This window comes from Micromonospora sp. RL09-050-HVF-A (genome assembly GCF_019374995.1).
In the GTDB taxonomy this organism is placed as follows: Bacteria; Actinomycetota; Actinomycetes; order Mycobacteriales; family Micromonosporaceae; genus Micromonospora; species Micromonospora antibiotica.
Genome location: NZ_JAGKQP010000002.1, coordinates 4,526,879 through 4,547,505 on the forward strand (window position 1 = coordinate 4,526,879; position 20,627 = coordinate 4,547,505).

General features: G+C 73.3%; 20 protein-coding genes. 13 read left to right on the top strand and 7 right to left on the bottom strand.

The annotated features are described in order from the left end of the window. The first annotated feature begins 21 nt into the window (after window positions 1-21). The gene (locus tag J7462_RS19880; RefSeq protein ID WP_219465427.1) at window positions 22-1,359 is read left to right on the top strand and encodes an acetyl/propionyl/methylcrotonyl-CoA carboxylase subunit alpha; all 1,338 of its coding nucleotides are present in this window, start codon (window positions 22-24) and stop codon (window positions 1,357-1,359) included. Between the two features lie 118 nt (window positions 1,360-1,477). On the opposite strand, the gene J7462_RS19885 is transcribed toward J7462_RS19880, so the two are convergent. Then, on the bottom strand, window positions 1,478-2,272 hold the full coding sequence (locus J7462_RS19885; RefSeq protein WP_219465428.1) for a hypothetical protein: 795 nt from the start codon (window positions 2,270-2,272) through the stop codon (window positions 1,478-1,480). A gap of 470 nt (window positions 2,273-2,742) precedes the next feature. Between J7462_RS19885 and J7462_RS32380 the strand changes: the two genes are divergently transcribed. Together J7462_RS32380 and J7462_RS19890 are read left to right on the top strand one after the other, a co-directional pair. Further along, window positions 2,743-2,877, top strand: a complete 135-nt coding sequence (locus J7462_RS32380; RefSeq protein ID WP_255597796.1) for a hypothetical protein — start codon at window positions 2,743-2,745, stop codon at window positions 2,875-2,877. 155 nt (window positions 2,878-3,032) lie between these two features. Then, on the top strand, window positions 3,033-3,950 hold the full coding sequence (locus J7462_RS19890) for a hydroxymethylglutaryl-CoA lyase (RefSeq protein ID WP_374197539.1): 918 nt from the start codon (window positions 3,033-3,035) through the stop codon (window positions 3,948-3,950). Window positions 3,951-4,032: 82 nt separating this feature from the next. Here the strand turns inward: J7462_RS19890 and J7462_RS19895 are convergent, their stop codons facing one another. Next, complete coding sequence (locus J7462_RS19895; RefSeq protein ID WP_219465429.1) at window positions 4,033-4,602, bottom strand: snapalysin family zinc-dependent metalloprotease; 570 nt, start codon at window positions 4,600-4,602, stop codon at window positions 4,033-4,035. A gap of 205 nt (window positions 4,603-4,807) precedes the next feature. Between J7462_RS19895 and J7462_RS19900 the strand changes: the two genes are divergently transcribed. The 3 genes from J7462_RS19900 (at window position 4,808) to J7462_RS19910 (ending at window position 10,406) form a co-directional block, all read left to right on the top strand. After that, window positions 4,808-6,340, top strand: coding sequence for an acyl-CoA carboxylase subunit beta (locus J7462_RS19900; protein ID WP_219465431.1), 1,533 nt, complete (start codon window positions 4,808-4,810; stop codon window positions 6,338-6,340). Between the two features lie 168 nt (window positions 6,341-6,508). Continuing rightward, the gene (locus tag J7462_RS19905) at window positions 6,509-7,657 is read left to right on the top strand and encodes an acyl-CoA dehydrogenase family protein (protein ID WP_219465433.1); all 1,149 of its coding nucleotides are present in this window, start codon (window positions 6,509-6,511) and stop codon (window positions 7,655-7,657) included. A 124-nt stretch (window positions 7,658-7,781) separates the two neighbouring features. Continuing rightward, on the top strand, window positions 7,782-10,406 hold the full coding sequence (locus tag J7462_RS19910; RefSeq protein WP_219465434.1) for a helix-turn-helix domain-containing protein: 2,625 nt from the start codon (window positions 7,782-7,784) through the stop codon (window positions 10,404-10,406). Window positions 10,407-10,637: 231 nt separating this feature from the next. Here J7462_RS19910 and J7462_RS19915 read toward each other — a convergent pair whose 3' ends face one another. Further along, window positions 10,638-11,144 carry a MarR family winged helix-turn-helix transcriptional regulator gene (locus J7462_RS19915; protein WP_219465435.1) on the bottom strand — a complete coding sequence of 169 codons (507 nt, stop codon included), beginning with the start codon at window positions 11,142-11,144 and terminating at the stop codon, window positions 10,638-10,640. A 101-nt stretch (window positions 11,145-11,245) separates the two neighbouring features. Here J7462_RS19915 and J7462_RS19920 point away from each other — a divergent pair, with 101 nt between their 5' ends. Further along, complete coding sequence (locus J7462_RS19920; RefSeq protein WP_208565216.1) at window positions 11,246-11,824, top strand: YceI family protein; 579 nt, start codon at window positions 11,246-11,248, stop codon at window positions 11,822-11,824. 237 nt (window positions 11,825-12,061) lie between these two features. Beyond that, window positions 12,062-13,540, top strand: coding sequence for a glutamate--cysteine ligase (locus tag J7462_RS19925; RefSeq protein ID WP_219465436.1), 1,479 nt, complete (start codon window positions 12,062-12,064; stop codon window positions 13,538-13,540). Between the two features lie 136 nt (window positions 13,541-13,676). Here J7462_RS19925 and J7462_RS19930 read toward each other — a convergent pair whose 3' ends face one another. Beyond that, window positions 13,677-15,044, bottom strand: a complete 1,368-nt coding sequence (locus J7462_RS19930; RefSeq protein ID WP_219465437.1) for a hypothetical protein — start codon at window positions 15,042-15,044, stop codon at window positions 13,677-13,679. Between the two features lie 112 nt (window positions 15,045-15,156). Here J7462_RS19930 and J7462_RS19935 point away from each other — a divergent pair, with 112 nt between their 5' ends. Next, window positions 15,157-15,837, top strand: coding sequence for a PASTA domain-containing protein (locus tag J7462_RS19935; RefSeq protein ID WP_219465438.1), 681 nt, complete (start codon window positions 15,157-15,159; stop codon window positions 15,835-15,837). 142 nt (window positions 15,838-15,979) lie between these two features. Further along, window positions 15,980-16,714, top strand: a complete 735-nt coding sequence (locus J7462_RS19940) for a PASTA domain-containing protein (protein WP_219465439.1) — start codon at window positions 15,980-15,982, stop codon at window positions 16,712-16,714. Between the two features lie 78 nt (window positions 16,715-16,792). Here the strand turns inward: J7462_RS19940 and J7462_RS19945 are convergent, their stop codons facing one another. Together J7462_RS19945 and J7462_RS19950 are read right to left on the bottom strand one after the other, a co-directional pair. Then, window positions 16,793-17,356 carry a hypothetical protein gene (locus tag J7462_RS19945; RefSeq protein ID WP_255597797.1) on the bottom strand — a complete coding sequence of 188 codons (564 nt, stop codon included), beginning with the start codon at window positions 17,354-17,356 and terminating at the stop codon, window positions 16,793-16,795. Between the two features lie 101 nt (window positions 17,357-17,457). After that, window positions 17,458-17,742, bottom strand: coding sequence for a hypothetical protein (locus J7462_RS19950; RefSeq protein WP_219465440.1), 285 nt, complete (start codon window positions 17,740-17,742; stop codon window positions 17,458-17,460). 634 nt (window positions 17,743-18,376) lie between these two features. Between J7462_RS19950 and J7462_RS19955 the strand changes: the two genes are divergently transcribed. From J7462_RS19955 to J7462_RS19965, 3 genes are all read left to right on the top strand, one after another. Further along, the gene (locus J7462_RS19955; protein ID WP_219465443.1) at window positions 18,377-19,258 is read left to right on the top strand and encodes a helix-turn-helix transcriptional regulator; all 882 of its coding nucleotides are present in this window, start codon (window positions 18,377-18,379) and stop codon (window positions 19,256-19,258) included. After that, on the top strand, window positions 19,228-19,449 hold the full coding sequence (locus tag J7462_RS19960) for a DUF397 domain-containing protein (RefSeq protein WP_091253343.1): 222 nt from the start codon (window positions 19,228-19,230) through the stop codon (window positions 19,447-19,449). Before J7462_RS19955 ends, J7462_RS19960 begins: the two co-directional genes overlap by 31 nt. A 154-nt stretch (window positions 19,450-19,603) precedes the next feature. Further along, window positions 19,604-19,999 (top strand): hypothetical protein, encoded by a 396-nt coding sequence (locus tag J7462_RS19965; RefSeq protein ID WP_219465444.1) that lies wholly within the window; start codon window positions 19,604-19,606, stop codon window positions 19,997-19,999. On the opposite strand, the gene J7462_RS19970 is transcribed toward J7462_RS19965, so the two are convergent. Continuing rightward, window positions 19,967-20,587, bottom strand: coding sequence for a hypothetical protein (locus tag J7462_RS19970; protein ID WP_255597800.1), 621 nt, complete (start codon window positions 20,585-20,587; stop codon window positions 19,967-19,969). The two genes, J7462_RS19965 and J7462_RS19970, sit on opposite strands and share 33 nt — an antisense overlap. Window positions 20,588-20,627 lie beyond the last annotated feature (40 nt).

Here is a 20,627-nt window from a genome sequence, read left to right on the forward strand (position 1 = left end):
ACCCTGGACGCTGGAGGAAACATGATCGAGTCGCTGTTGGTCGCCAACCGGGGCGAGATCGCCCGCCGGATCATCCGTACCGCGAAGCGGCTCGGCATCCGTGCGATCGCGGTGCACTCGGAGGCCGACGCGGACCTGCCGTTCGTGGTCGAGGCCGACGAGGCGGTGTGCGTGGGACCGGCGAACCCGGCCCAGAGCTACCGCAACGTGGAGGCGATCCTCGCCGCCGCCGAGTCCACCGGCGCGCAGGCGGTCCACCCCGGTTACGGCTTCCTGTCGGAGAACGCCGACTTCGCCCGTACCGTGCAGGCCCGTGGGTTGATCTGGGTCGGGCCCGGCGCGGACGCGATCACCGCGATGGGTGACAAGATCAACGCGCGGAACCTGATGGCGGCGGCCGGGGTGCCGGTCGCGCCCGGCACCACCGAACCGGCCGCCGACCTGGCAGCGGCGGTCGCCGCCGGCACGGAGATCGGCTACCCGGTGATGGTCAAGGCCGCCGCCGGTGGTGGCGGGATGGGCATGCAGGTGGCCGCCGACGAGGCCGAGCTGCGCACCGGGTACGACAAGGTCCGCGCGTTCGCCGAGCGGATGTTCGGCGACGGCTCGGTGCTGATCGAACGCTACTTTCCCCGGGTGCGTCACGTCGAGGTGCAGATCCTCGGCCTGGCCGACGGCCGGGTGGTGGCACTCGGCGAGCGGGAATGCTCGGTGCAGCGGCGCAACCAGAAGCTGGTCGAGGAGTCCCCCTCCCCGGCGGTGTCACCGGAGCTGCGGGCCCGGTTCCTGGCCGCCGCCGTGCGGGCCGGCGAGGCGGTCGGCTACCGCAACGCGGGCACCGTCGAGTGCCTGCTCGACCCCGCCACGCAGGAGTTCTTCTTCCTGGAGATGAACACCCGGCTCCAGGTGGAGCACCCGGTGACCGAGCTGGTCTACGGCCTCGACCTGGTCGAGGAGCAGCTGCGGGTGGCGGCCGGCCTGGCGCCGACCTTCGACCCGGACGCGCTGGCCCCGCGCGGGCACGCGATCGAGCTGCGGATCAACGCGGAGGACCCGTTGCGTTTCCTGCCCGGCCCCGGCGTCATCGGCACCTGGGTGGAGCCGACCGGTGCGGGGGTACGCGTCGACTCCGGCTACGTCGCCGGCAACACGGTCACCCCGTTCTACGACAGCCTGCTGGCCAAGCTCGTCGTCAGCGGGGCGGACCGGGCCGAGGCGATCGAGCGGGCCCGGACGGCGGTGGCCGACTTCGCGCTGGCCGGCCCGAAGAACAACCTGCCCTTCTTCACCGAGCTGTTGACCAACGAGGAGTTCGTCTCCGGCGACTACGACACGGGCATCGTCGGCCGGATGCGCTGACCGGCGGCGGGCCTGACCTGTCCGGCCCGGTCAGGTCAGGCCCGCCGGATGCCGCCCGGCGGGTACGGCAGGGGCGTCGGCCGGTGCGTCGGGGTGCCGACGACGTCGAGGCGGGGCGTCACCGGGTCGATCCGGGGTGCGCGGTGCCGGCCGGCCGGGCGTCGTTGGTCGGGGCCGGGCCGGCGGGGAAGTGCCCCGGGTTGCGGTCCTTGCGGGCCAGCCCGTCGAGCAGGGCCGCCTCCCGTCCCGGCGGGTCCGCCGGGTGGTTGCCCCGATCGGGCAGCCGGTGCGGGTGACCCTTCGGGGCGGTCCGGTTCGCGGCCTTGAGGGTGGCGCGGAGCAGGTCGTTCTCGGCTTCCCGGGCGGCCAGCGTGCGCCGCAGCACGGCGTTCTCCGAGCGGAGCTGGGCGATGATCCGGCCGGCGTCGCCCGTGACGGCCGCCCCGTCGGGGGTGGTCGCCTGGTGCCCGGGGCGGTACGGTTCGGTCCGGGCGTCGGTCGGTCGGCGATCCGTCGGCGGCTCACCCCGGGCCGCCTCGTAGAGCCGCTCGAAACGGCTCAGGGTGGCCGCCCGGTCGGCAGCCGGGACGGTGCACTCGACCACCATCACCACGGTCTGCCACGGCGGGCCCTTCGTCTCGGTGGTGAAGTGCCGGGACAGCCGCTTGCGCCAGGTGTCCCGGTCCCGGCCCGGCCGGTTCCGGCAGATCCGTTCGGCCAGCCTGCTCCAGGTGTCGACCGTCCCGATCTCCGGGGCCCGTTCGACCAGGTCACGGACCGCCAGGGCGTACTCGGCCACCGCCGGCGACCCGTACCGGGCCGTGTAGCCGGCGGCCAGGTGCTCGCGTGGGACGAGCCAGTGCCGCTGGTGCCGGCCCCGGGCCGGGGACGGCGTGCTGGTGTGGGTGGCCATGGGCGGACCTTTCGTGCGGGGCTGTCTGACGCGGGAAGGTATTCGTACCCTCCATCCGCAAATCGTGAGCGTCCCGGCCTGTGTCCGTGGTCAGTTTCTGGCCGGGTGGTTGTCCGGGTAGCACCGGACGCCGTCCGGGTTGGACGGTCCCGGTCCCGAGCCGGCGGTCGGTGTCCCGTAACCGTCGTCGTACGGTCCACTTTGGCCGCCCACCCCGGGACTGCCCGGCCAGAACGGCGTACGGGCGTGGCCCGGCCCGTCGTTGGGCCCGTCGTGCGACCGGCTCCGCCGTCACACGCTCGCCGACAGTCGGCCGGCACACGCACGGTGGAGCCGGACACGTCACCCGGCGGTGGAGACGCCATCGCCGGTCAGGTGGCCTGGGAGCGGAGAACATGGGAAGCGGAAGACTGACCGACGGCGCGCGCCCGCGCCCCGACCGTCGTCGGCTGGGCCGGAGCCTGCGGTCGATGTCACTGTTCGTCGAGGGCGCGGTGGCGATGGCCCTGGTCCTGGGCCGGGAGGACGCGGCGGCCTCGGCGGGCGCGGTCGCGGCGGTGTTGCGCAGCGCCGCCGAGGTGGTGGAGGGGTCGTCGGGCCGGTGATCTCGGCCCGACAGCCGGGGTGGCGTGGCGGCGGTGGGCGGCGTGGTGGTTCCCTGGAGGGACCACCGGTCGTCCGGCGTCGCCGGTCGTCGTTCCCACGAGGGGCGGCGGCCCGGGACGACCCCCCGGCGACCCGATGTCACAGCGAGGTGACCATGAGTCAGATGCCAGCGGCGGTGTCGATCCGGGAGGTCGGGCCGCGCGACGGGCTCCAGAACGAGGAGCCGATCCCCACCGGGGCCAAGGTGCGGCTGCTCGACGCGCTCTCCGGCACCGGGGTCCGCCGGATCGAGGCGGTGTCGTTCGTGCACCCCAGGGCGATCCCGCAGATGGCCGACGCCGACGAGGTGTGGCGGCAGGCCGGGAAGGTCGACGGGGTGCGCTACTCGGCGCTGGTGCCCAACACCCGGGGTGCCGAGCGGGCCCTGGCCGCCGGTTTCACCGAGATCGAGGTGGTGGTCTCGGCCAGCGACACGCACAACCGGCGCAACGTCAACCGCTCCACCGACGAGTCGCTCGACGACATCGCCGAGCTGATCGACCTGCTGCACGGGGCGGGCGCGCGGGCCGAGGTGATCGTGGCGACCAGCTTCGGCTGCCCGTACGAGGGGGACGTCGATCCGGGGCGGGTCGCGGGGATCGTCGAGCGGGTGGTCCGCGACGGCGCCGACCGGGTCGCGTTCGGCGACACCACCGGCATGGGTACGCCCCGACGGGTCCGGGAGTTGGTCACCGCCGTCCGCGACCGGGAGCCGGACGTGCCGGTGCTGCTGCACTTCCACAACACCCGGGGCACCGCGCTGGCGAACCTGCTGACCGCCCTGGAGCTGGGGATCACCGAGTTCGACGCCAGCGTCGGTGGCCTGGGCGGCTGCCCGTACGCGCCGGGGGCGAGCGGGAACCTGGCGACCGAGGAGGCGGTGCACATGCTGCACGACATGGGCGTCGACACCGGCATCGACCTGGACGCGCTGATCGGGGTCGCCGAGTTGGCCGAGGAACTGCTCGGCAAGCGGCTGCCGTCGGGGGTGCTGCGGGCCGGTCCGCGTACCCGGCTGACCGCCCGGCCCTGACCGGGTCGGCCGGGACGGATCGGCCCGACGACGCGGGAGGGGCCGGCGTGGTGCCGGCCCCTCCGTCGGGTCGCTTCGCGGGTCAGCCCACGCTGAGCAGGCCCGGCCAGCTGTCCTTGAAGACCTGGCTGCCGGTGCTGCTGCGGCGGTCGTTGGCGCTGAGGGTGCCGGCGAACAGGCTGCTGACCCGGTTCGCCTCGGTGGTGCTCGGGTACGGGTTGGTGCAGCTGGTGCCGGCGCTGCCGCCCGACATCAGGATCGAGCAGTTGCCGTTGTAGTTGTCGGGCAGGCCGAGGATGTGCCCGATCTCGTGGGTCATGATGCGCAGCGGGCTGTACTGGGCGGCCTGCTGGGTGTCGATGTAGACCCGCCCGTTGCCGAGGCTGGTGCGCTGGGCGTACGAGCCGCCGCCGGTGATCTGGTAGATCCGCAGGTTGGTGCCGCAGTTCGCGGTGAGCGTCAGGTTGGTGGTGGCGTTGTTCCAGATCGAGGCGGCCTGGTTGGCGATGCCCGCGTAGCTGGGCGCCTGGCTGGTGTTGTAGCAGATGGTCATCGCGGCGGAGGCGGGCGCGGGGTTGGCGACCGTGAGGCCGAGGGTCGCCGTCGCCGTCGCCAGGGCGGCGACGGCGAGGCGCTTGATGCGTGAGTTCATGACTCACTCCAATCCGGAGGGGGTGTCTGGAGCGTAGTCACATCGATAGTTGAGTATCAATATCCAGAGCGGAAGTCGGTCGGGTGGTCGGGCGGGGGCCGGATGCGCTAGCCTAACGATCGTTCAGGCTGGTCGGCGCGTCCACGACGCCGACGGCGCGTGTGGCGGTCGGGCGCGTCCACGGGGCGCGGGCGAGGGGGTCGGCGTGACGCTCGACGGTGCGGCACTGGAGCAGCTGCGCAAGCGCGCCCGCTCCGGCGGGGCCGACAAATACCATGCGGCGAACGCCGGCAAGGGCAAGCTCTTCGCCCGGGAGCGGGTCGCCATCCTGGTCGACGAGGGCTCGTTCGTCGAGGACGGCCTCTATGCCAACGCGCTGGCCGAGGGGCTGCCCGCCGACGGCGTGGTCACCGGCACCGCCACCATCGACGGCCGGCCGGTCTGCCTGATGGCCAACGACTCCACGGTCAAGGCCGGCAGCTGGGGCGCGCGCACCGTCGAGAAGATCATCCGGATCATCGAGCGGGCCTACTCGACAGGCGTGCCGATGGTCTACCTGGTCGACTCGGCCGGCGCCCGGATCACCGACCAGGTCGACCTCTTCCCCGGCCCCCGCGGCGCCGGCAAGATCTTCTGGAACCAGGTCCGCGCCTCCGGGGCGATCCCGCAGGTCTGCGCGTTGTTCGGGCCGAGCGCCGCCGGTGGGGCGTACATCCCGGCGTTCTGCGACGTGGTGGCCATGGTCGAGGGCAACGCCAGCATGTACCTCGGCTCCGACCGGATGGTCGAGATGGTCACCGGGGAGAAGACCACCCTGGAAGCGATGGGTGGGGCCCGGGTGCACTGCGCCGAGTCCGGCGTCGGGCACTTCCTGTGCAAGACCGAGGCCGACGCGCTCGACGTGGTGCGGGACTACCTGTCCTACCTGCCGTCGAACTGGCAGCAGCAACCGCCGGCCGCGCCGGCCGTCGCCGCGCCCGCCAAGGCCGACCTGGCCGCGCTGGTGCCGGCCAGCGAGCGGCAGGCGTTCGACATGCGTCGGTACGTCAAGGGCCTGCTCGACGACGGCTCGTTCTTCGAGATCCAGGCACTCTGGGCCAGGGAGCTGACCATCGGGTTCGGCCGGCTGAACGGCGAGGTCGTCGGCGTGGTCGGCAACAACTCGATGTTCAAGGGCGGGGTGCTCTTCGTCGACTCGGCCGACAAGGCGACCCGGTTCGTGCAGCTCTGCGACGCGTTCAACGTGCCGCTGCTGTTCCTGAGCGACGTGCCCGGGTTCATGGTCGGCAGCGTGGTGGAGAAGCAGGGCATCATCCGGCACGGGGCCAAGATGATCACCGCGATCTCCGAGGCGACCGTACCCAAGATCTGTGTGGTGGTGCGCAAGGCGTACGGCGCGGGCCTGTACGCGATGGCCGGCCCCGGCTTCGAGCCGGACGCGACGATCGCCCTGCCCACCGCGAAGATCGCGGTGATGGGTGCCGAGGCGGCCGTCAACGCCGTCTACGCCAACAAGATCGCCGCGATCCCCGACGAGGCCGAGCGGGCCGCGTTCGTCGCCGCCAGGCGGGCCGAGTACGAGCGGGACATCGACGTGGTACGGCTCGCCAGTGAGCTGGTGATCGACACGATCGTCGAACCGCACGAGCTGCGCGCCGAACTGGTCCGCCGGTTCACCGCCGCCCGCAGCAAGGACCGGCACTTCTCCCGCCGCCGGCACGGTGTCACCCCGGTCTGACCGACCGCCGCCGGTGACCCGCCTGACCGGTCGGCGCCGGACCGCCGCCCGGTCACTGCCCGCCGGGCCACCGCCACCACCGTCGACCGGGACCGACCGGTCGTCCAGCCGATCCGCCGTCCCCGGCGTCACGAGCGTCCGGGGGAGGCAGCCGCACAGGAGGAACCGATGGACTTCCGGCTCAGCGAGGAGCACGAGGCGCTGCGGGAGAGCGTGCGGGACTTCGCCCGCGACGCCGTCGCCCCGGTGATCGCCGAACACTACGAGCGGCACACCTTCCCGTACGAGATCGTCCGGCAGATGGGCAAGATGGGGCTGTTCGGTCTGCCCTTCCCCGAGGAGCACGGCGGCATGGGCGGCGACTACTTCGCGCTCTGCCTGGCCCTGGAGGAGCTGGCCCGGGTCGACTCCAGCGTGGCGATCACCCTGGAGGCGGCGGTCTCCCTCGGCGCGATGCCGATCCACCGGTTCGGCACCGACGAACAGAAGGCCCGGTGGCTGCCGAAGCTGCTCAGCGGCGAGGCACTCGCGGGATTCGGGCTCACCGAGCCGGGCACCGGCTCGGACGCGGGCGGCACCCAGACGCGGGCCGTCCTGGACGGCGACGAGTGGGTGATCAACGGGTCGAAGGCGTTCATCACCAACTCGGGCACCGACATCACCGCCCTGGTCACCGTCACCGCGGTCACCGGCACCAACCCGGACGGCTCGAAGGAGCTGTCCACCATCATCGTGCCGGCGGGGACCCCCGGCTTCACCGTCGCGCCCGGGTACTCGAAGGTGGGGTGGAACGCCTCGGACACCCACGAGCTGACCTTCGACGACTGCCGGGTGCCGGCCGGGAACCTGCTCGGCGCGCGGGGTCGGGGCTTCGCCCAGTTCCTGCGGATCCTCGACGAGGGGCGGATCGCCATCGCCGCCCTGGCCGTCGGCCTCGCCCAGGGCTGCGTCGACGAGTCGGTGAAGTACGCGAAGGAGCGCCAGGCGTTCGGCCAGCCGATCGGCAACTACCAGGCCATCCAGTTCAAGATCGCCGACATGGAGCTGAAGGCGCACACCGCCCGGCTGGCCTACTACGACGCCGCCGCGCGGATGCTCGCCGGTGAGCCGTTCAAGCGGCAGGCGGCGATCGCCAAGCTGCACGCCAGCACCGTCGCGGTGGACAACGCCCGGGAGGCCACCCAGATCCACGGCGGCTACGGCTTCATGAACGAGTACCCGGTGGCCCGGTTCTGGCGGGACTCCAAGATCCTGGAGATCGGGGAGGGCACCTCCGAGGTGCAGCGGATGATCATCGCCCGCGACCTGGGCATGTGACCGTACCGCCCGGGCGGGTGGGGCACCGCGCGGCGACAGCGGTTTGTCGGGTATCCGCAGCCCTTCGTCAGTAGGCCGACGAAGGGCTGCCCGGCGTCGTATCCCGACCGTACCCTTCCTGCCCATGACCCCGGATCATGATCACTCGCCCGGCGTGGGTGGTCGTACCCCGATCGGGGAGCTGGTGCGGTCCCACCGCCTGGCCGCCGGTCTCACCCAGGTCGACCTGGCGCAGCGGGCCGGGGTCGGCGTGCGGACGGTCCGTGACCTGGAACGCGGCCGGTCGCACCGGCCGCAACGCACCACCACCGAGCTGATCGCCGGGGCGCTCGGCCTGACCGGCCAGGCGCGGGCCGGCTTCCTGGCCAGCGCCCGTGGCCAGGCCCTCCCCGCCCCGACCGCCCCGGGTGGCGGCGGCCCGCCGCACCGACCGGTCGTCGGCACCGTCCTGCGGGACCTCGACCTGCCGGGTACGCCGATGGCGCTCCCCCCGGCGGTCGAGCTGATCGGCCGGGAACGGGAGCTGACCGAGCTGACCGGGCTGCTCACCGGCGACGGCTGGCCCCCGGTGCTGAGCCTGGTCGGCCTGGCCGGGGTGGGCAAGACCGCGCTCGCCCTGGCCGTGGCGCACGCGGTGGCGCACGCCCACCCCGGCGGGGTGGCCGGCGTGCTGGTCGGCACCGGCTCCGACGGCAACGACGTGCTCTCCGCGGCCTGCGCGGTGCTCGGCGCGGCCCGGCTCGCCGAGTTGGCCGCCCGGCTCCGGGGCCGCCCGGCGCTGCTGCTGGTCGACGCGGTCGAGCGGGCCCCCGACCCGGTGGCCGAGGTGCTGCACCTGCTCGTCGCGGCGGTACCCACCCTGCGGGTGGTGGTGACCGGACGACACCCGGTCGGCCTCCCCGGTGAACTCGTCCGCCCGGTGGCCCCGCTGGAGGTGCCCCCGGCCGACGTGGTCGACCCGGACGAGCTGGCCCGCTGGCCGGCGGCGGCCCTGTTCACCACCCGACTGACCCGGGTCCGCCCCGAACCGCCCGGCCCCGACGAGCTGCCCGCCCTCACCGCGCTGGTGCGTCGGCTCGACGGCCTGCCGTTGGCGATCGAGCTGATGGCGGCCCGTGGGCGGATCCTCGACCTGCCCGAACTGCTCGACCGGTACGGCGACCGGGTGCTCGACCTGGCCGGCCCGGAACTCGGCGGGCGGGGTTGGGAGGCCGCGCCGTCGGGTCGGGCCGGCGAACCGGCCCGCACGACGGTGGCGGTGACCCTGCGGGAGGCGGTGGCCACCAGCTACCGGCTGCTCGACGACGGGGAACAGGCCGCCCTGCGTCGACTCTCGGTCTTCGCCAACCGGTGGTCGGTGGAGCTGGCCGAGGAACTGCTCGCCGACGACGTCGACCCGGATCCGGCGACGGTGGTCGATCCGGTGCCCCTGCTCGACCGGCTGGTCGAGTTGGGCCTGCTCAGCGTCCGGGGTGCCGGGTCGCTGCGGTTCCGCCTGCTCGACGCGGTCCGCGAGTACGCCGTCGAGCAGGCCGCCGGCCGGGGGGAGTTGACCGCCGTACGACGCCGGCACGCGGTGGTGATCACCCGGCTGGTGACCCGTACCGCGCCGGATCTGGTCGGCGCGCGACAGCCCACAGCCGCCCGCCGGCTCGACGAGGCGACCGGGGACATCGGCGCGGCACTGGCCCACGCCGCCGGGGACGACCCGGTCACCGCGCTGCGGTTGGCGGCCCGACTGACCCGCTGGTGGCGGATGCGGGGGCGGGACGTCAGCGGTCGGCAGTGGCTGCGGCGGCTGCTCGCGGACCCGCGTACCGCCGATGCCGATCCGGTCCTGCGGGCGTGGGCGCTGCTCGGGGTGGCCCGGCTCGCCGCCGAGCACGGCGCTGCGGCACAGGAACTGCCCGCCGCCCGCGCCGCGCTCGTGGTGCTCGCCGGCCGGGCCGACGTGGCCGGTGAACTGACGGCACGGATCGTGCTCGGCACCCTGCTGGTCGCCACCGGGGGCTACGACGAGGCGGCCGAACAGGCGCACGCGGTGCTGACCCTGGCCACCCGGCACGGCCGGACCCGGGACATGGCCGTCGCCCAGCACCATCTGACCTGGCACGAGATCCGCCTCGGTGACCTGCCGGCCGCCCGACGTCGACTTGCCGCGGTGGACCGGCTGGCGGCCCAGTGCGGGGAGCCCCGGCTGCGCCTGCTGGCCCGCGCCGACCTGGCCGAGGTGGCCCGGTTGGAGGGCCGGCACGGCGACGCGGTGGAGCAGGGTCGGCGGGTGGTCGCCGCGTTGGTCGGGGTGGGGGACCCGGGGCACCGACGGCGGGTGCTCGGCACGGTGGGCCTGGCGCTGGCCCGGTCTGGCCGGGTGGACGAGGCGGCCGAGGTCCTGGCCGAGCTGCGCTGCGACGGTCGTCCGGGGCCGTCCGGGACCCGGACGGCGGCGGAAGCGGGGACGGTGGTGGGTCGTCCGGCCGGGGGTGGGCCGGTCCGGGCGGAGGAGGGGGTGTGCGCGTTGATCGAGGGCACGGTGGCGCTGCACCGGGGGGACCGGGAGCTGGCTGCGGAGTGGTTCGCGGTGGCGGTCGCCGCCGGGGAGCTCGGTCAGGACCGACGGGACGTGATCGAGGCGCTGGTCGGGCTGGCCGCGAGCACCGGTTCCGCCGAGGTGCGGCAGCGGTTGGCGCAGGTGTGCCGGCGCAGCGGCATCCGGCTGCTGCCGGAGGAGGAGAACCTGCTGGCCTAGGTGCGGGAAAGCCCGTCGGTCGAGGCGCGGGGGTGGCGCGAGCGAACAAGCCCCCTGGTCAAACCCCTCGCTCAATCGCTCGCGCCGGCACCCCCCGGTGCTCCCCCCGCGTGATGAAGGCTAGCCAGCCGGGACATCCGATTTGTGGGGATCGGCGAGTGTGCGTCCGGTGGGTCGAACGGGTTCTGCCGCTTTTTCTGCCGGTGGGTCGGCCGGGCCCCTGCCGGCGGGTCAGCAGGCGGACGTCGGCTCGTCGGTGGGTGCCTGGTCGGTGCTGCCGGCGGTCGCCCCCGGGTGGACGGCGTCGCGTACCCGGCGCAGCCCGTCCAGCATCGCGGCCAGGGTCTCGGGTTCGAGCTGGCCGGTGAACCACTGCTCGATGATCCGCAGGTGACCCGGCAGGGTCTCGTCCAGCCGCTGCATGCCGGCCGGCGTGACCACCGCGTACGAGCTGCGCCGGTCGGACGGGCAGGCGCGACGGCGCAGCAGCCCGTCGCGTTCCATCCGGTCCACCACCCGGGTGACGCCGCTGGTGGACAGGGAGGTCTGGGCGGCGAGGTCGGTCATCCGCAGCTGGTTGCCCGGGGAGCGGGCCAGGCGCATCAGCACCTCGAACTCGACTGCGGAGACGTCGTGTTCCTCGTACTGCGCGGTGAACCGGGCGGTGAGCCCGGCGTGCGCCTCGACCAGGAGGCCGACGGCGGTGATCCGGGGGTCGTCGAACACGTTTTCGTTCACCAGGCCATCCTAACAGTGCTTGACACGGGGAATATTGTTGCGGCTATAGTTGCTCAGGCAGTCGTTGGGCTACTAAACAATCTTCCCCGGAGGGCAGTTACATGACCAGCACCGAGTCGGTTACCCGCGACTGGGACGGCCTGACCATTCCCGCCGCCGGCACCTACCTGCTGGACGCCGCGCACAAGCGGGTGGGCTTCGTCGCCCGGCACATGATGGTCAGCAAGGTACGCGGCGAGTTCGCCGACGCGACCGCCACCATCACCGTCGCCGAGGACCCGTTGCAGTCCGCGGTCACCGCCACCATCCAGGCGGCCAGCATCAACACCGCCCAGGCGGACCGGGACGGCCACCTGCGCAGCCCCGAGTTCCTCGACGTCGAGCAGTTCCCGACGCTGGAGTACCGCAGCACCGCCGTGAAGTCCCACGACGGCAACGAGTTCGTCCTGCTCGGTGACCTGACCATCAAGGGTGTCACCCGTCAGGTCGAGCTGGAGGTCGAGTTCGAGGGCGTCGGCCGCACCCCGTTCGGCACCGACGTGTTCGGCTTCACCGCCAGCACCGAGATCGACCGTGAGGAATTCGGCCTGACCTGGAACGTCGCCCTGGAGACCGGTGGCGTGCTGGTCGGCAAGAAGATCAAGATCGAGATCGAGGGCGAGGCCATCCGGCAGGCCTGAGCCACCCCGTCCTCGCGCCCCCGCTCTCCACGAGCGGGGGCGCGACGCGTACGGGTGTGGATTGTCACTGACCGGCGACGGCGCTCCCGGTGCCGGGGCGACGGCGGCGGGGTAGAGAAGGCGGCAAGCGCATACCCGGTGGGCACTGGCCCCGGCGCGTGGGCGCTCTTACCGTTGTGGTTCACACTGCGCACCGGGACGCTCACCGTCCCGGGCGTCTCACGCCGGGAGGAAACAATGGGTAGGGACGTCGAGCAGGGCGCCTTCTCCCGGGAGGACCGGATCCGCTACCGGCAGAAGGTACGGCGGTGCCTGGACGTCTTCGCGTTGATGCTCGACGACTTCGGCTTCGACGCCGACCGGCCGATGACCGGCCTGGAGATCGAACTCAACCTGATGGACCCGGACGCCGAACCGGCGATGCGCAACGACGAGATCCTCGCCGCGATCGCCGACCCGCTCTTCCAGACCGAGCTGGGACAGTTCAACCTGGAGCTGAACGCGGCACCCCGGCTGATCGAGGGGGCCGGGTTCGCCAACTACGAGACCGACCTGCGCAGCAGCCTGGACCGGGCCGACGAGCGGGCGGCCAAGTCGGACGCCCGGATCGTCATGGTCGGCATCCTGCCCACCCTGACCGAGCAGCACCTGGTGGCCGACAACCTCTCCACCAACGAGCGCTACCGGGTGCTCAACGACCAGATCGTCGGTGCCCGGGGCGAGGACATCGAGCTGGACATCCGGGGGGTGGAGCAGCTCCGTACGCACACCGACTCGATCGTCCCCGAGGCCGCCTGCACCAGCCTCCAGTTCCACCTCCAGGTGGCCCCGGACAGCTTCGCCGACTATTGGAACGCCTCCCAGGCCATCGCCGGTGTCCAGGTCGCGGTGGGCGCGAACTCGCCGTTCCTCTACGGCCGCCAACTGTGGGCCGAGACCCGGATCGCGCTGTTCCAGCAGGCCACCGACACCCGCCCGGACGAGCTGAAGGCCCAGGGGGTACGCCCCCGGGTGTGGTTCGGTGAACGCTGGATCACCTCGATCTTCGACCTGTTCGAGGAGAACGTCAGGTACTTCCCGCCACTGCTGCCGATCTGCGCCGACGAGGACCCGGTCGAGGTGCTGCACGGTGGCGGCGTCCCGCAGCTGTCCGAGCTGCGGTTGCACAACGGCACCGTCTACCGCTGGAACCGCCCGGTGTACGACATCATGAACGGCCGTCCGCACCTGCGGGTGGAGAACCGGGTCCTGCCGGCCGGCCCGACCGTGGTCGACATGCTGGCCAACGCCGCCTTCTACTTCGGGTTGGCGCGCGGGCTGGCCGAGTCGGACCGGCCGATCTGGAGCCAGCTCACCTTCAGCTCCGCCGAGGAGAACTTCCACGCCGCCGCCCGACGGGGCATGGACGCGGTGCTGCACTGGCCCCGGCTCGGCGAGGTGCCGGTCACCAAGCTGGTCCTCGACACCCTGCTGCCGAAGGCGGCCGTCGGGTTGGACCGGTTCGGTGTCGCCCCCACCGAGCGGGACCGCCTGCTCGGCATCATCGAGCAGCGCTGCCGTACCGGCCGCAACGGCGCGGTCTGGCAGACCGAGACGGTGTGGGCCGCGCAACGGCACCGCAACCTGGACCGCGACGCCGCGCTGCACCACATGGCCAACCGGTACGCCGAGCTGCAACGCAGTAACGAGCCGGTGCACACCTGGCCGGTCGGCTGATCCCCTTTTCCCGCCTGCCCTTTTCCGCCCCGCCCCACCCCTTCCGGTGCCCCGACGAGTCGGAGGGCCGGGAGAGACGCGGGTCGGAGAGGGCCGGGAGAGACGCGAGCCGGGAGAGGGCCGGCATCCGGGAAGGTCAGGGGGTGCGGCGTCCGGGGCGGGGCCTGGGCACGCCGGGCGGGTCCGCCGGCAGGCTGGCCGGCGACCCGGTGTCCTGCTCCGGAGACCCACTGGCCGGCAACCCGCCGGTCGGAGACCCACCGGCTGGCAGCCCACCGGCCGGCGGAGCCGTCGGGGCGGCCCGACCCCGGCGGACCGGCCGGGCCCGTCCCACCGCCGAGGGCGTCGGCTCCCCGACCGGGGTGTCGGTCGGGGTGGCCGGGGGGTCCGCCGGGGCGGCCGTGGGATCGGCACGTGTGTCCGGGTCGACACGGGCGTCCGGGTTGGCCTGAGCGCCCACGTCGGTGCGGGCATCCTGGTTGGCCCGCGCGTGCTGGTCCGCAGGGGCGTCCACGTCGGCGCGGGTGTCCGGATCGGACGGTGGGACCGGATGGGTGTCGGCCGGCCGGTCGTCCAGCTCGCCGGTGCGGGGGTGCGGTACGGATGCCGTCCGCGCGGCGGCACGCCGCTCGGCCCGCTGGGCGAGCGAGGCCACCAGCACCGACCCGGCCGCCCCGACGATGACCGCGTACGGCGCGACGAGGTGGGCCGAGACCTGGGCCGGCGAGATCGTGGCCAGCCGGGGGACGGCGAGGAAGTAGGCGACGGCGACGAGCAGCGGGCCGGCGGCACCGGAGACCACCGCACCGAGTCGCAGCTCCGCCCTACGGGCGGCCCGCCGGGCGGCCAACGCGCCGATCAGCAGCGCCGAGCCGAGGGCGAGCAACGCTCCCGGCCAGTAGAGGTGGTCCCGCAACCAGAAGCGGGGGCTGTCCTGGGCGATCTGCCAGATGCCGAGTTGGGCGCTGGTCAGCCCCCGTCCGGCGAGCACCCCGTCGACGACGGAGACCACGGCCAGCAACCAGAGCCAGCCGACGGTGGCGGTCACGTTCGTCGCCGCGGCCCGGGAGTGCAGCGTCCACACCGCCACCACCAGCCCGATGAGTACGCCGACCCCGGCGTATCCGGCCGCGACGGTCTGCGGCGAGAAGGTGTCCGGCACGGAGGCGGCCCGGGACGGCACCGCGACCAGCAGCACGGTGATCAACGCGCCGACCGCGCCCGCCACCGCGAGGGTGACCCGGTGCAGGGCACCGCCGGTCTCGACGTCCGTACCGCGTTCGTGCAGCCGCTGGGCGCAGACCGCCCCGCCGACGGTGGAGACGGCGGCGATCCAGGTCGCCCAGGCGAGACTGGCGAACCAGGACGGCTCGGTGGCCCCGACGTCGACCGGTGCCCAGTTGATGATGCCCAGGCCGTAGCCGAAGCCCAGTTGCGCGGCACCCACGCCGGCGGCGACGCCCACCGCCGTGAGCACCGATCCTCCCCAGCTCCGTCCCGCCATGCCGGGACTGTAGCGTCCCCTGGTCGGGGCGGCGAGTCGGACGAGCGGCGGAGCACGGCCGGTGACCGGTGGGCAGCGGCCGGTACCGTCTCGGGGACGAGGCGGGAGCGGCATGGACGACGAGTACACCGAACAGGACACTGCGGAACGCGACCGGCCCGGCCGGGGCAGGCTGCTGCTCGGCGGCACCCTGGCGACGGTGCTGCTGGCCGCCGTCGGTGGCACCGTCGGGTGGGTGCTGGCCGACCCCGGTACCCCCGACACGGGGGCCACCCCGGCGGCGGCGGGCCCCGGACCGGTGAGCCCGTCCGCCGCGCCGACCACCGCCCCGCCGACCACCGCGCGGGCCACGACGCCCCCGCCGCCGCCCGCCGCGACCAAGGGTGGCCTGACCGTGCCCCGGCTGGTCGGTCTCGATTTCGAGAAGGCGCGCGACGAACTGCACGACCGCAAGCTCGGCTGGCGGCTGGTCTTCGGCACCGGCTCCGGGCGGACGGTGGTCCGTACCGTGCCCGCCCAGGACACCTCGGTCCGGCCGGGCACCACGGTGCGGGTCGAGGTCAGCGGGCCGGCCCCCGAGGTCGAGGTGCCGGACCTGGTCGGCGAGGACTGTTCGGACGCGGCCGACGAGCTGGGTGACGTCGGCCTGTTCCCCCGGTATCCGACCGGGAACCGGGGCGAGGTCACCGCCCAGGTGCCGGCGGCCGACGCGACCGCGCACTGGAACGACGCGGTGGCGATCTCCTGCGGTGACGGTCCGACGCCGACGGCCGAGGCGACGCCGACGGGGTAGGGGGCGGGTCGTCGCGTCCATCCCGGTGGATGGTGCCTCCGACCGTTACGTTGGGGGCCGAGGGCCACGACCGTCTGGCCGGCCGGGGACACCGACCCCGGGTCCGGGGCCTACCGCCCGCCAGGTGGCGAGAGGACGTGCGATGAGCGACGACCGCCAGGAGCCACCCGCCGACGACGCGACCCGCCCGCTGCCACCGGCACGACCGGGGGCCGGTGGGCCGCCCGACGCCACCGCCCGGCAGGAGCCGGTGGACGCGACCCGTCCGTTGCCGCCGGTCGGTGGCGGGCCGGCCGGTTCGCCGGTGTGGTCCGGGCGGGCCGGGGTGCCACCGCCGCGTCCGGACGAGCCCCGGGAGCCGGCCGAGTGGTACGGCGAGGATCAGCGCGGCCGGCGCTGGTGGACGCCGATCCTGCTGGGCGTCCTCGGGTTGCTGCTGCTCGGGCTCGTCGGAGCAGGGATCTGGCTGGCCCTGCGGGCGGTGGATTCCCCGTCGGACGAGACACCGACCCCACCGCCGACCGCCCCGACCACGACCGCCCCGACCCGTGCCCCGACGACGAGCGCGCCGACCACCGCAGCGCCGACGACTCCGCCGACCACCCCGCCGACGACCGGCCCCGCCGCCATCGCGGTGCCACCCCTGGTCGGGCTCTCCCAGGAGACCGCGGAGAACCTGCTGGGTCGACTCGGCCTGTCCTCCCGGGTGCAGACGCGGGAGTCGGACCGGCCGGCCGGCACCGTCCTGTCCACCGACCCGGGGCAGGGTGAACTGGTGTCGCCGGGGGACGAGGTGACCCTGGTGGTGGCCGCCGAGCCGACGGCGTCGCCGACCGGGGCCGGCACCGCCACGCCGACGGCCAGCCCCACCGGGTGACGGTTCCGCCGCCGGCCCGGGTCGAAGTCCGTCGCCGCGCCACCCTGCCGTCTGGGGCCTACCGGGCCCGTCGGGGGCTCACCACATCCGGCGTCGGGTGCCCACCAGACCCAGACCGGCCAGGGAGATGGCCAGCCCGAGCAGACCGGAGTAGAAGAGCGACTGGGCGACGGTCTGCGGGTCGTCCGAGGGACGTCGGGGCTCGGTGAGCGTGGACGTGCCGCCGCCCACCCCCGACTGCGCGCCGTTCGGGTCGGCCATCGGTCCGGCGGCGGCGTCGGCCGGTCCGCCGTGGCCAGGGTCGCCCGGTTCGCGGGGGGCGGCGTCGGCCGGTCCGTCAGGGCCAGGGGCGGCCGGTTCGCGGGCGGCGGCGTCGGCCGGTGCTCCCGAACCTGCGTCGGCCGGTGCGGCGGAGCCGGGGTCGGTGGGCGCGGCGGGGTCGCCGGCCGGGAGGTCGCCCTGCCCGACCACGGTGATCTCGGGCGCCGGTACCGGCTCGGCGAGCCGGGTGGCCGATGTGGCCGGGTAGTGGGTCACCACCGCGACGGTGATGACCGCGCCGATCAGGGCGAGCAGTCCGAAGGCGTATCGGATACGGGACCTGTGGTGCCGCCGCGCGGCGGGCAGATTGACCATGGCCATCCCAGGTTCAGGGGCCGGAACGCGCGGGGTGGAGACGTTCGCCGGGGTGGGCGTACCGAGTCTATGGCGGCGGTACGCCCTCCGACCTGGTAATCGGGGAGTCAGCCCACCGCGATCGGTGCGCGGTTGACCGGCCGGCGCGAACGGGCGGGGTGCTGACGGGGCACGGTCGCCGCCCGGAGCTGGGTCAGTCCGGCCTGCTGGACGAAGATCGACCGGCGGCTGACGGCGTCTCCCGACGCGTTCAGCTGGTAGCCGTCAAGCCAGAGCCAACCGTCGTACGTCGGCCAGTCGAGCACCCGGATCACCCGGAAGGTGATCGGCCTGAGGAACTGCACGCTGGCGGCACGCGTCACGTGCAGAACGTCACCGGAGCGGGGAAGCACATGGGCTCCTGGGAGGGTATGGCCGGCGTCGCGGGCCGGCCGGTGCGGAACGGGGACGAGGTGCGGGTCCGGCGACGGGGTTGTGCCTCGCGGGCCGGTGCTCGATGTGGTGCTGGTCGGGCCGTACCCGCTGGTGGTGGATCGCCACCCGACCATCACCCGGCTGCTCACGGGTGTTACCGCTCCCACCGCCGCAGCCTCCGGGCGTGCAGCGGTGGGGTCATCAACCCGAGGCAGGTCTCGATGACACAACTGGTCCGGGGCGCCCGCCGGCCCGTCCGCTCCCCCGGTAATGATCACTCGGTGAGATCGGTCGAAAGCGGTGAGTTACTCGAACCATACGGACAGACTGCATCAGCGTCGTGCTAGATGCAAGTTGCACGTCGACTTTTGCCGATACGTGAGTGCGACACGTGAACCGGGCGCTTGATCACGCCGACTCCGGGGCGGCACACTGGACGCCGGTTCCGCCCGCCGCGGCCGGTCGGCGACCGGGCTCCACCCCTGCCGCGAACGATGCCCGCCGCCCACGGTCGCGCCCTTGGCGGTAATGGACGCGGGCGCGATCGACCGGAGGTAACCGGGTGGGCCCGAGGCACCAGCTTTCCCCGTCAACAGGACCCGGGGCGCCCCGATGAGCGAACGGCGGAGCCCGACCATCCGGCGTCGCCGGCTCGGGGCCGAGCTGCGCCGGCTGCGCGACGGTGCCGGGATCACCATAGAGGCGGTCGCCGAGCAGTTGGAGTGCTCCGCCTCCAAGGTCTCCCGGATCGAGACCGGTCACACCTCGGCGACCCCGCGTGACGTCCGGGACATGCTCCGCATCTACGGGGTGGTGGGCGCGGAGAGCGAAGAGCTGGTGCAGATCGCCCGCGAGGCGCGGCAGAAGGGCTGGTGGCACCCCTACAGCACGGTGCTCGTCGGGGCGTACGTCGGCCTGGAGGCGGCGGCCGGTTCCATCCGGGCGTACGAACAGCAGGTCGTGCCCGGTCTGCTGGAGACCGAGGAGTACGCCAGTGCGATGATCCAGGCGGCCCGTCCGGACATCTCTCCCGATCAGGTGCAACAACGGGTGCGTGTCCGATTGGGCCGTCAGTCGTTGTTGACCCAGGACGATCCGGTCGATCTGTGGGTGGTGCTCGATGAGGCGGTGTTGAGTCGGCCGGTGGGCGGCGACGCGGTGATGCGTGGTCAGCTCAGACGGCTGGTGGAGGTGGCCGAACTGCCGAACGTGACGCTGCAGATCCTGCCCTTCGAGGTGGGAGCGCACGCCGGCATGGACGGGACCTTCACGATTCTCGGTTTCCCCGACTCGGTTGATCCGGATGTCGTGTACGCGGAGAACGCCACGGGTGGGCTCTTCCTGGAGAAGAGCGACGAGCTACAGAAGTACAACTTCATCTTCGATCAGATTCAGGCAGCGGCCAGGCGACCGGAGGAGTCCATCGCACACATCGCAGAACTGGCAGAGGAGCCGTTGTGGAAATGGCGACCAAGAGGTTCCCCGAGGACCTGACGCAGGCGACCTGGTTCAAGAGCTCAAAAAGTGGGCCGAACTGTGACAACTGCGTCGAGGTAGCTTACGTGATCGGGGCGGTCGGGGTGCGGGACTCGAAGGACAAGACAGGTCCCGCCCTCGTATTCGCCCCCGGGGAATGGAACGCCTTCGTCGCCGACGCTCGGAACGGCGCGTTCGGCCAACACTGACCAACGCAGCGTGGCGTTGACCGCGGGTCGGTCGGGGGACACTCCCCGGCCGGCCCGTCGCCACTTGCGCCCCCGCATCGTTGAACCCCTCGGTACGGCGCTGGTCGATGACCCGCCACACGCGGCGGCAACCAAGCGAGGCAGGCGAGAGCACATGACGACGATCGGTTCAGAAAACCTCACCCACGGCCCGGGCCGGGTCGAGCGCTTCGGCGGCAAGTACCGCAGCGCCCGCCGCGACACGATGCTCACCGAGGTGGGCGCCGGCGACACCGACTTCGATGACGACGGTGTCCTCGCACCCGAGCAGGCCGGGCCACCGATGACGTCGCTCGACCCGAACCCGCTCGCCGAGCCGTCGTTTCCCAGGGACACCTGGGAAACGACGGCACCCGAGTCGATGATCGACCACCCGCTGCTGCGTGGCCTGCTGCTGGAGTTGCCGCCCAAGGGGAGCGTACCGCCGCCCGGCTGGCTGGACCGGTGGTTCGAGGCGACCCGGGCGATCTTGGAACTGCTATACGTGCAGGGAGCCGGCCGCAGCCGGTGAGGCGGGCAGGCCGACCAGCGCGGGTCCGGTGCCCGGCAGCGTCCGCTCCGTGAGCCGGTTGTGCCGCAGGCCGTGGCGTACCCCGATGGCGAGGACGGCCAACCCGCCGAAGGTGAGCGCGACCCCGGTGACCCCGTTGCCGGCACCCAGGTCCAGCCCGGCGGCGGTGAGCAGCCCCGGCACGGTGGCCAGCGCGGTCACCTGCACCGGTAGACCGACCAGCGGGTGCCCGGCGGCGGCCCGCAGACCGTACGGCGCGGGCGTCTCCGGCGCGGCGGCGAACGCGCCCGCGCCCGCCCGCAACCGGCGGACCCGGCGCACCGTGCAGACCGCCACCGCGAGCGCCGGCACCGCCACCAGTGGGAGCTGCCCGGCGGCCCGGTCGACCGGGGTGTCCCCACCGCTGACCGTGCCGGCGACCAGCACCGTCGCGGTCAGTGCGAGCCCGGCCACGGAGAGGGCGAGCAGCCATCCGGTACGCCGTCGCAGCGCGCGGGCCCGATCCAGCCGGGGGAGGCCGTCCGCCACGACGCCGGCGGCGAGCCAGACGGCGGCGATCGACAGCAACACGATGAGATGCCCATCCATGGACACAGCCTTGCCCACAACGGCGGGCGGCGAATCCGGG

Coding starts and splice junctions, on each gene's coding strand:
- J7462_RS19970 (WP_255597800.1), bottom strand. CDS start 20,587: ATGGATGGGCATCTCATCGTGTTGCTGTCGATCGCCGCCGTCTGGCTC.
- J7462_RS32380 (WP_255597796.1), top strand. CDS start 2,743: ATGTCACTGTTCGTCGAGGGCGCGGTGGCGATGGCCCTGGTCCTGGGC.
- J7462_RS19965 (WP_219465444.1), top strand. CDS start 19,604: ATGACGACGATCGGTTCAGAAAACCTCACCCACGGCCCGGGCCGGGTC.
- J7462_RS19910 (WP_219465434.1), top strand. CDS start 7,782: ATGACCCCGGATCATGATCACTCGCCCGGCGTGGGTGGTCGTACCCCG.
- J7462_RS19930 (WP_219465437.1), bottom strand. CDS start 15,044: ATGGCGGGACGGAGCTGGGGAGGATCGGTGCTCACGGCGGTGGGCGTC.
- J7462_RS19890 (WP_374197539.1), top strand. CDS start 3,033: ATGAGTCAGATGCCAGCGGCGGTGTCGATCCGGGAGGTCGGGCCGCGC.
- J7462_RS19880 (WP_219465427.1), top strand. CDS start 22: ATGATCGAGTCGCTGTTGGTCGCCAACCGGGGCGAGATCGCCCGCCGG.
- J7462_RS19895 (WP_219465429.1), bottom strand. CDS start 4,602: ATGAACTCACGCATCAAGCGCCTCGCCGTCGCCGCCCTGGCGACGGCG.
- J7462_RS19935 (WP_219465438.1), top strand. CDS start 15,157: ATGGACGACGAGTACACCGAACAGGACACTGCGGAACGCGACCGGCCC.
- J7462_RS19945 (WP_255597797.1), bottom strand. CDS start 17,356: ATGGCCATGGTCAATCTGCCCGCCGCGCGGCGGCACCACAGGTCCCGT.
- J7462_RS19920 (WP_208565216.1), top strand. CDS start 11,246: ATGACCAGCACCGAGTCGGTTACCCGCGACTGGGACGGCCTGACCATT.
- J7462_RS19905 (WP_219465433.1), top strand. CDS start 6,509: ATGGACTTCCGGCTCAGCGAGGAGCACGAGGCGCTGCGGGAGAGCGTG.
- J7462_RS19940 (WP_219465439.1), top strand. CDS start 15,980: ATGAGCGACGACCGCCAGGAGCCACCCGCCGACGACGCGACCCGCCCG.
- J7462_RS19960 (WP_091253343.1), top strand. CDS start 19,228: ATGGCGACCAAGAGGTTCCCCGAGGACCTGACGCAGGCGACCTGGTTC.
- J7462_RS19925 (WP_219465436.1), top strand. CDS start 12,062: ATGGGTAGGGACGTCGAGCAGGGCGCCTTCTCCCGGGAGGACCGGATC.
- J7462_RS19955 (WP_219465443.1), top strand. CDS start 18,377: ATGAGCGAACGGCGGAGCCCGACCATCCGGCGTCGCCGGCTCGGGGCC.
- J7462_RS19885 (WP_219465428.1), bottom strand. CDS start 2,272: ATGGCCACCCACACCAGCACGCCGTCCCCGGCCCGGGGCCGGCACCAG.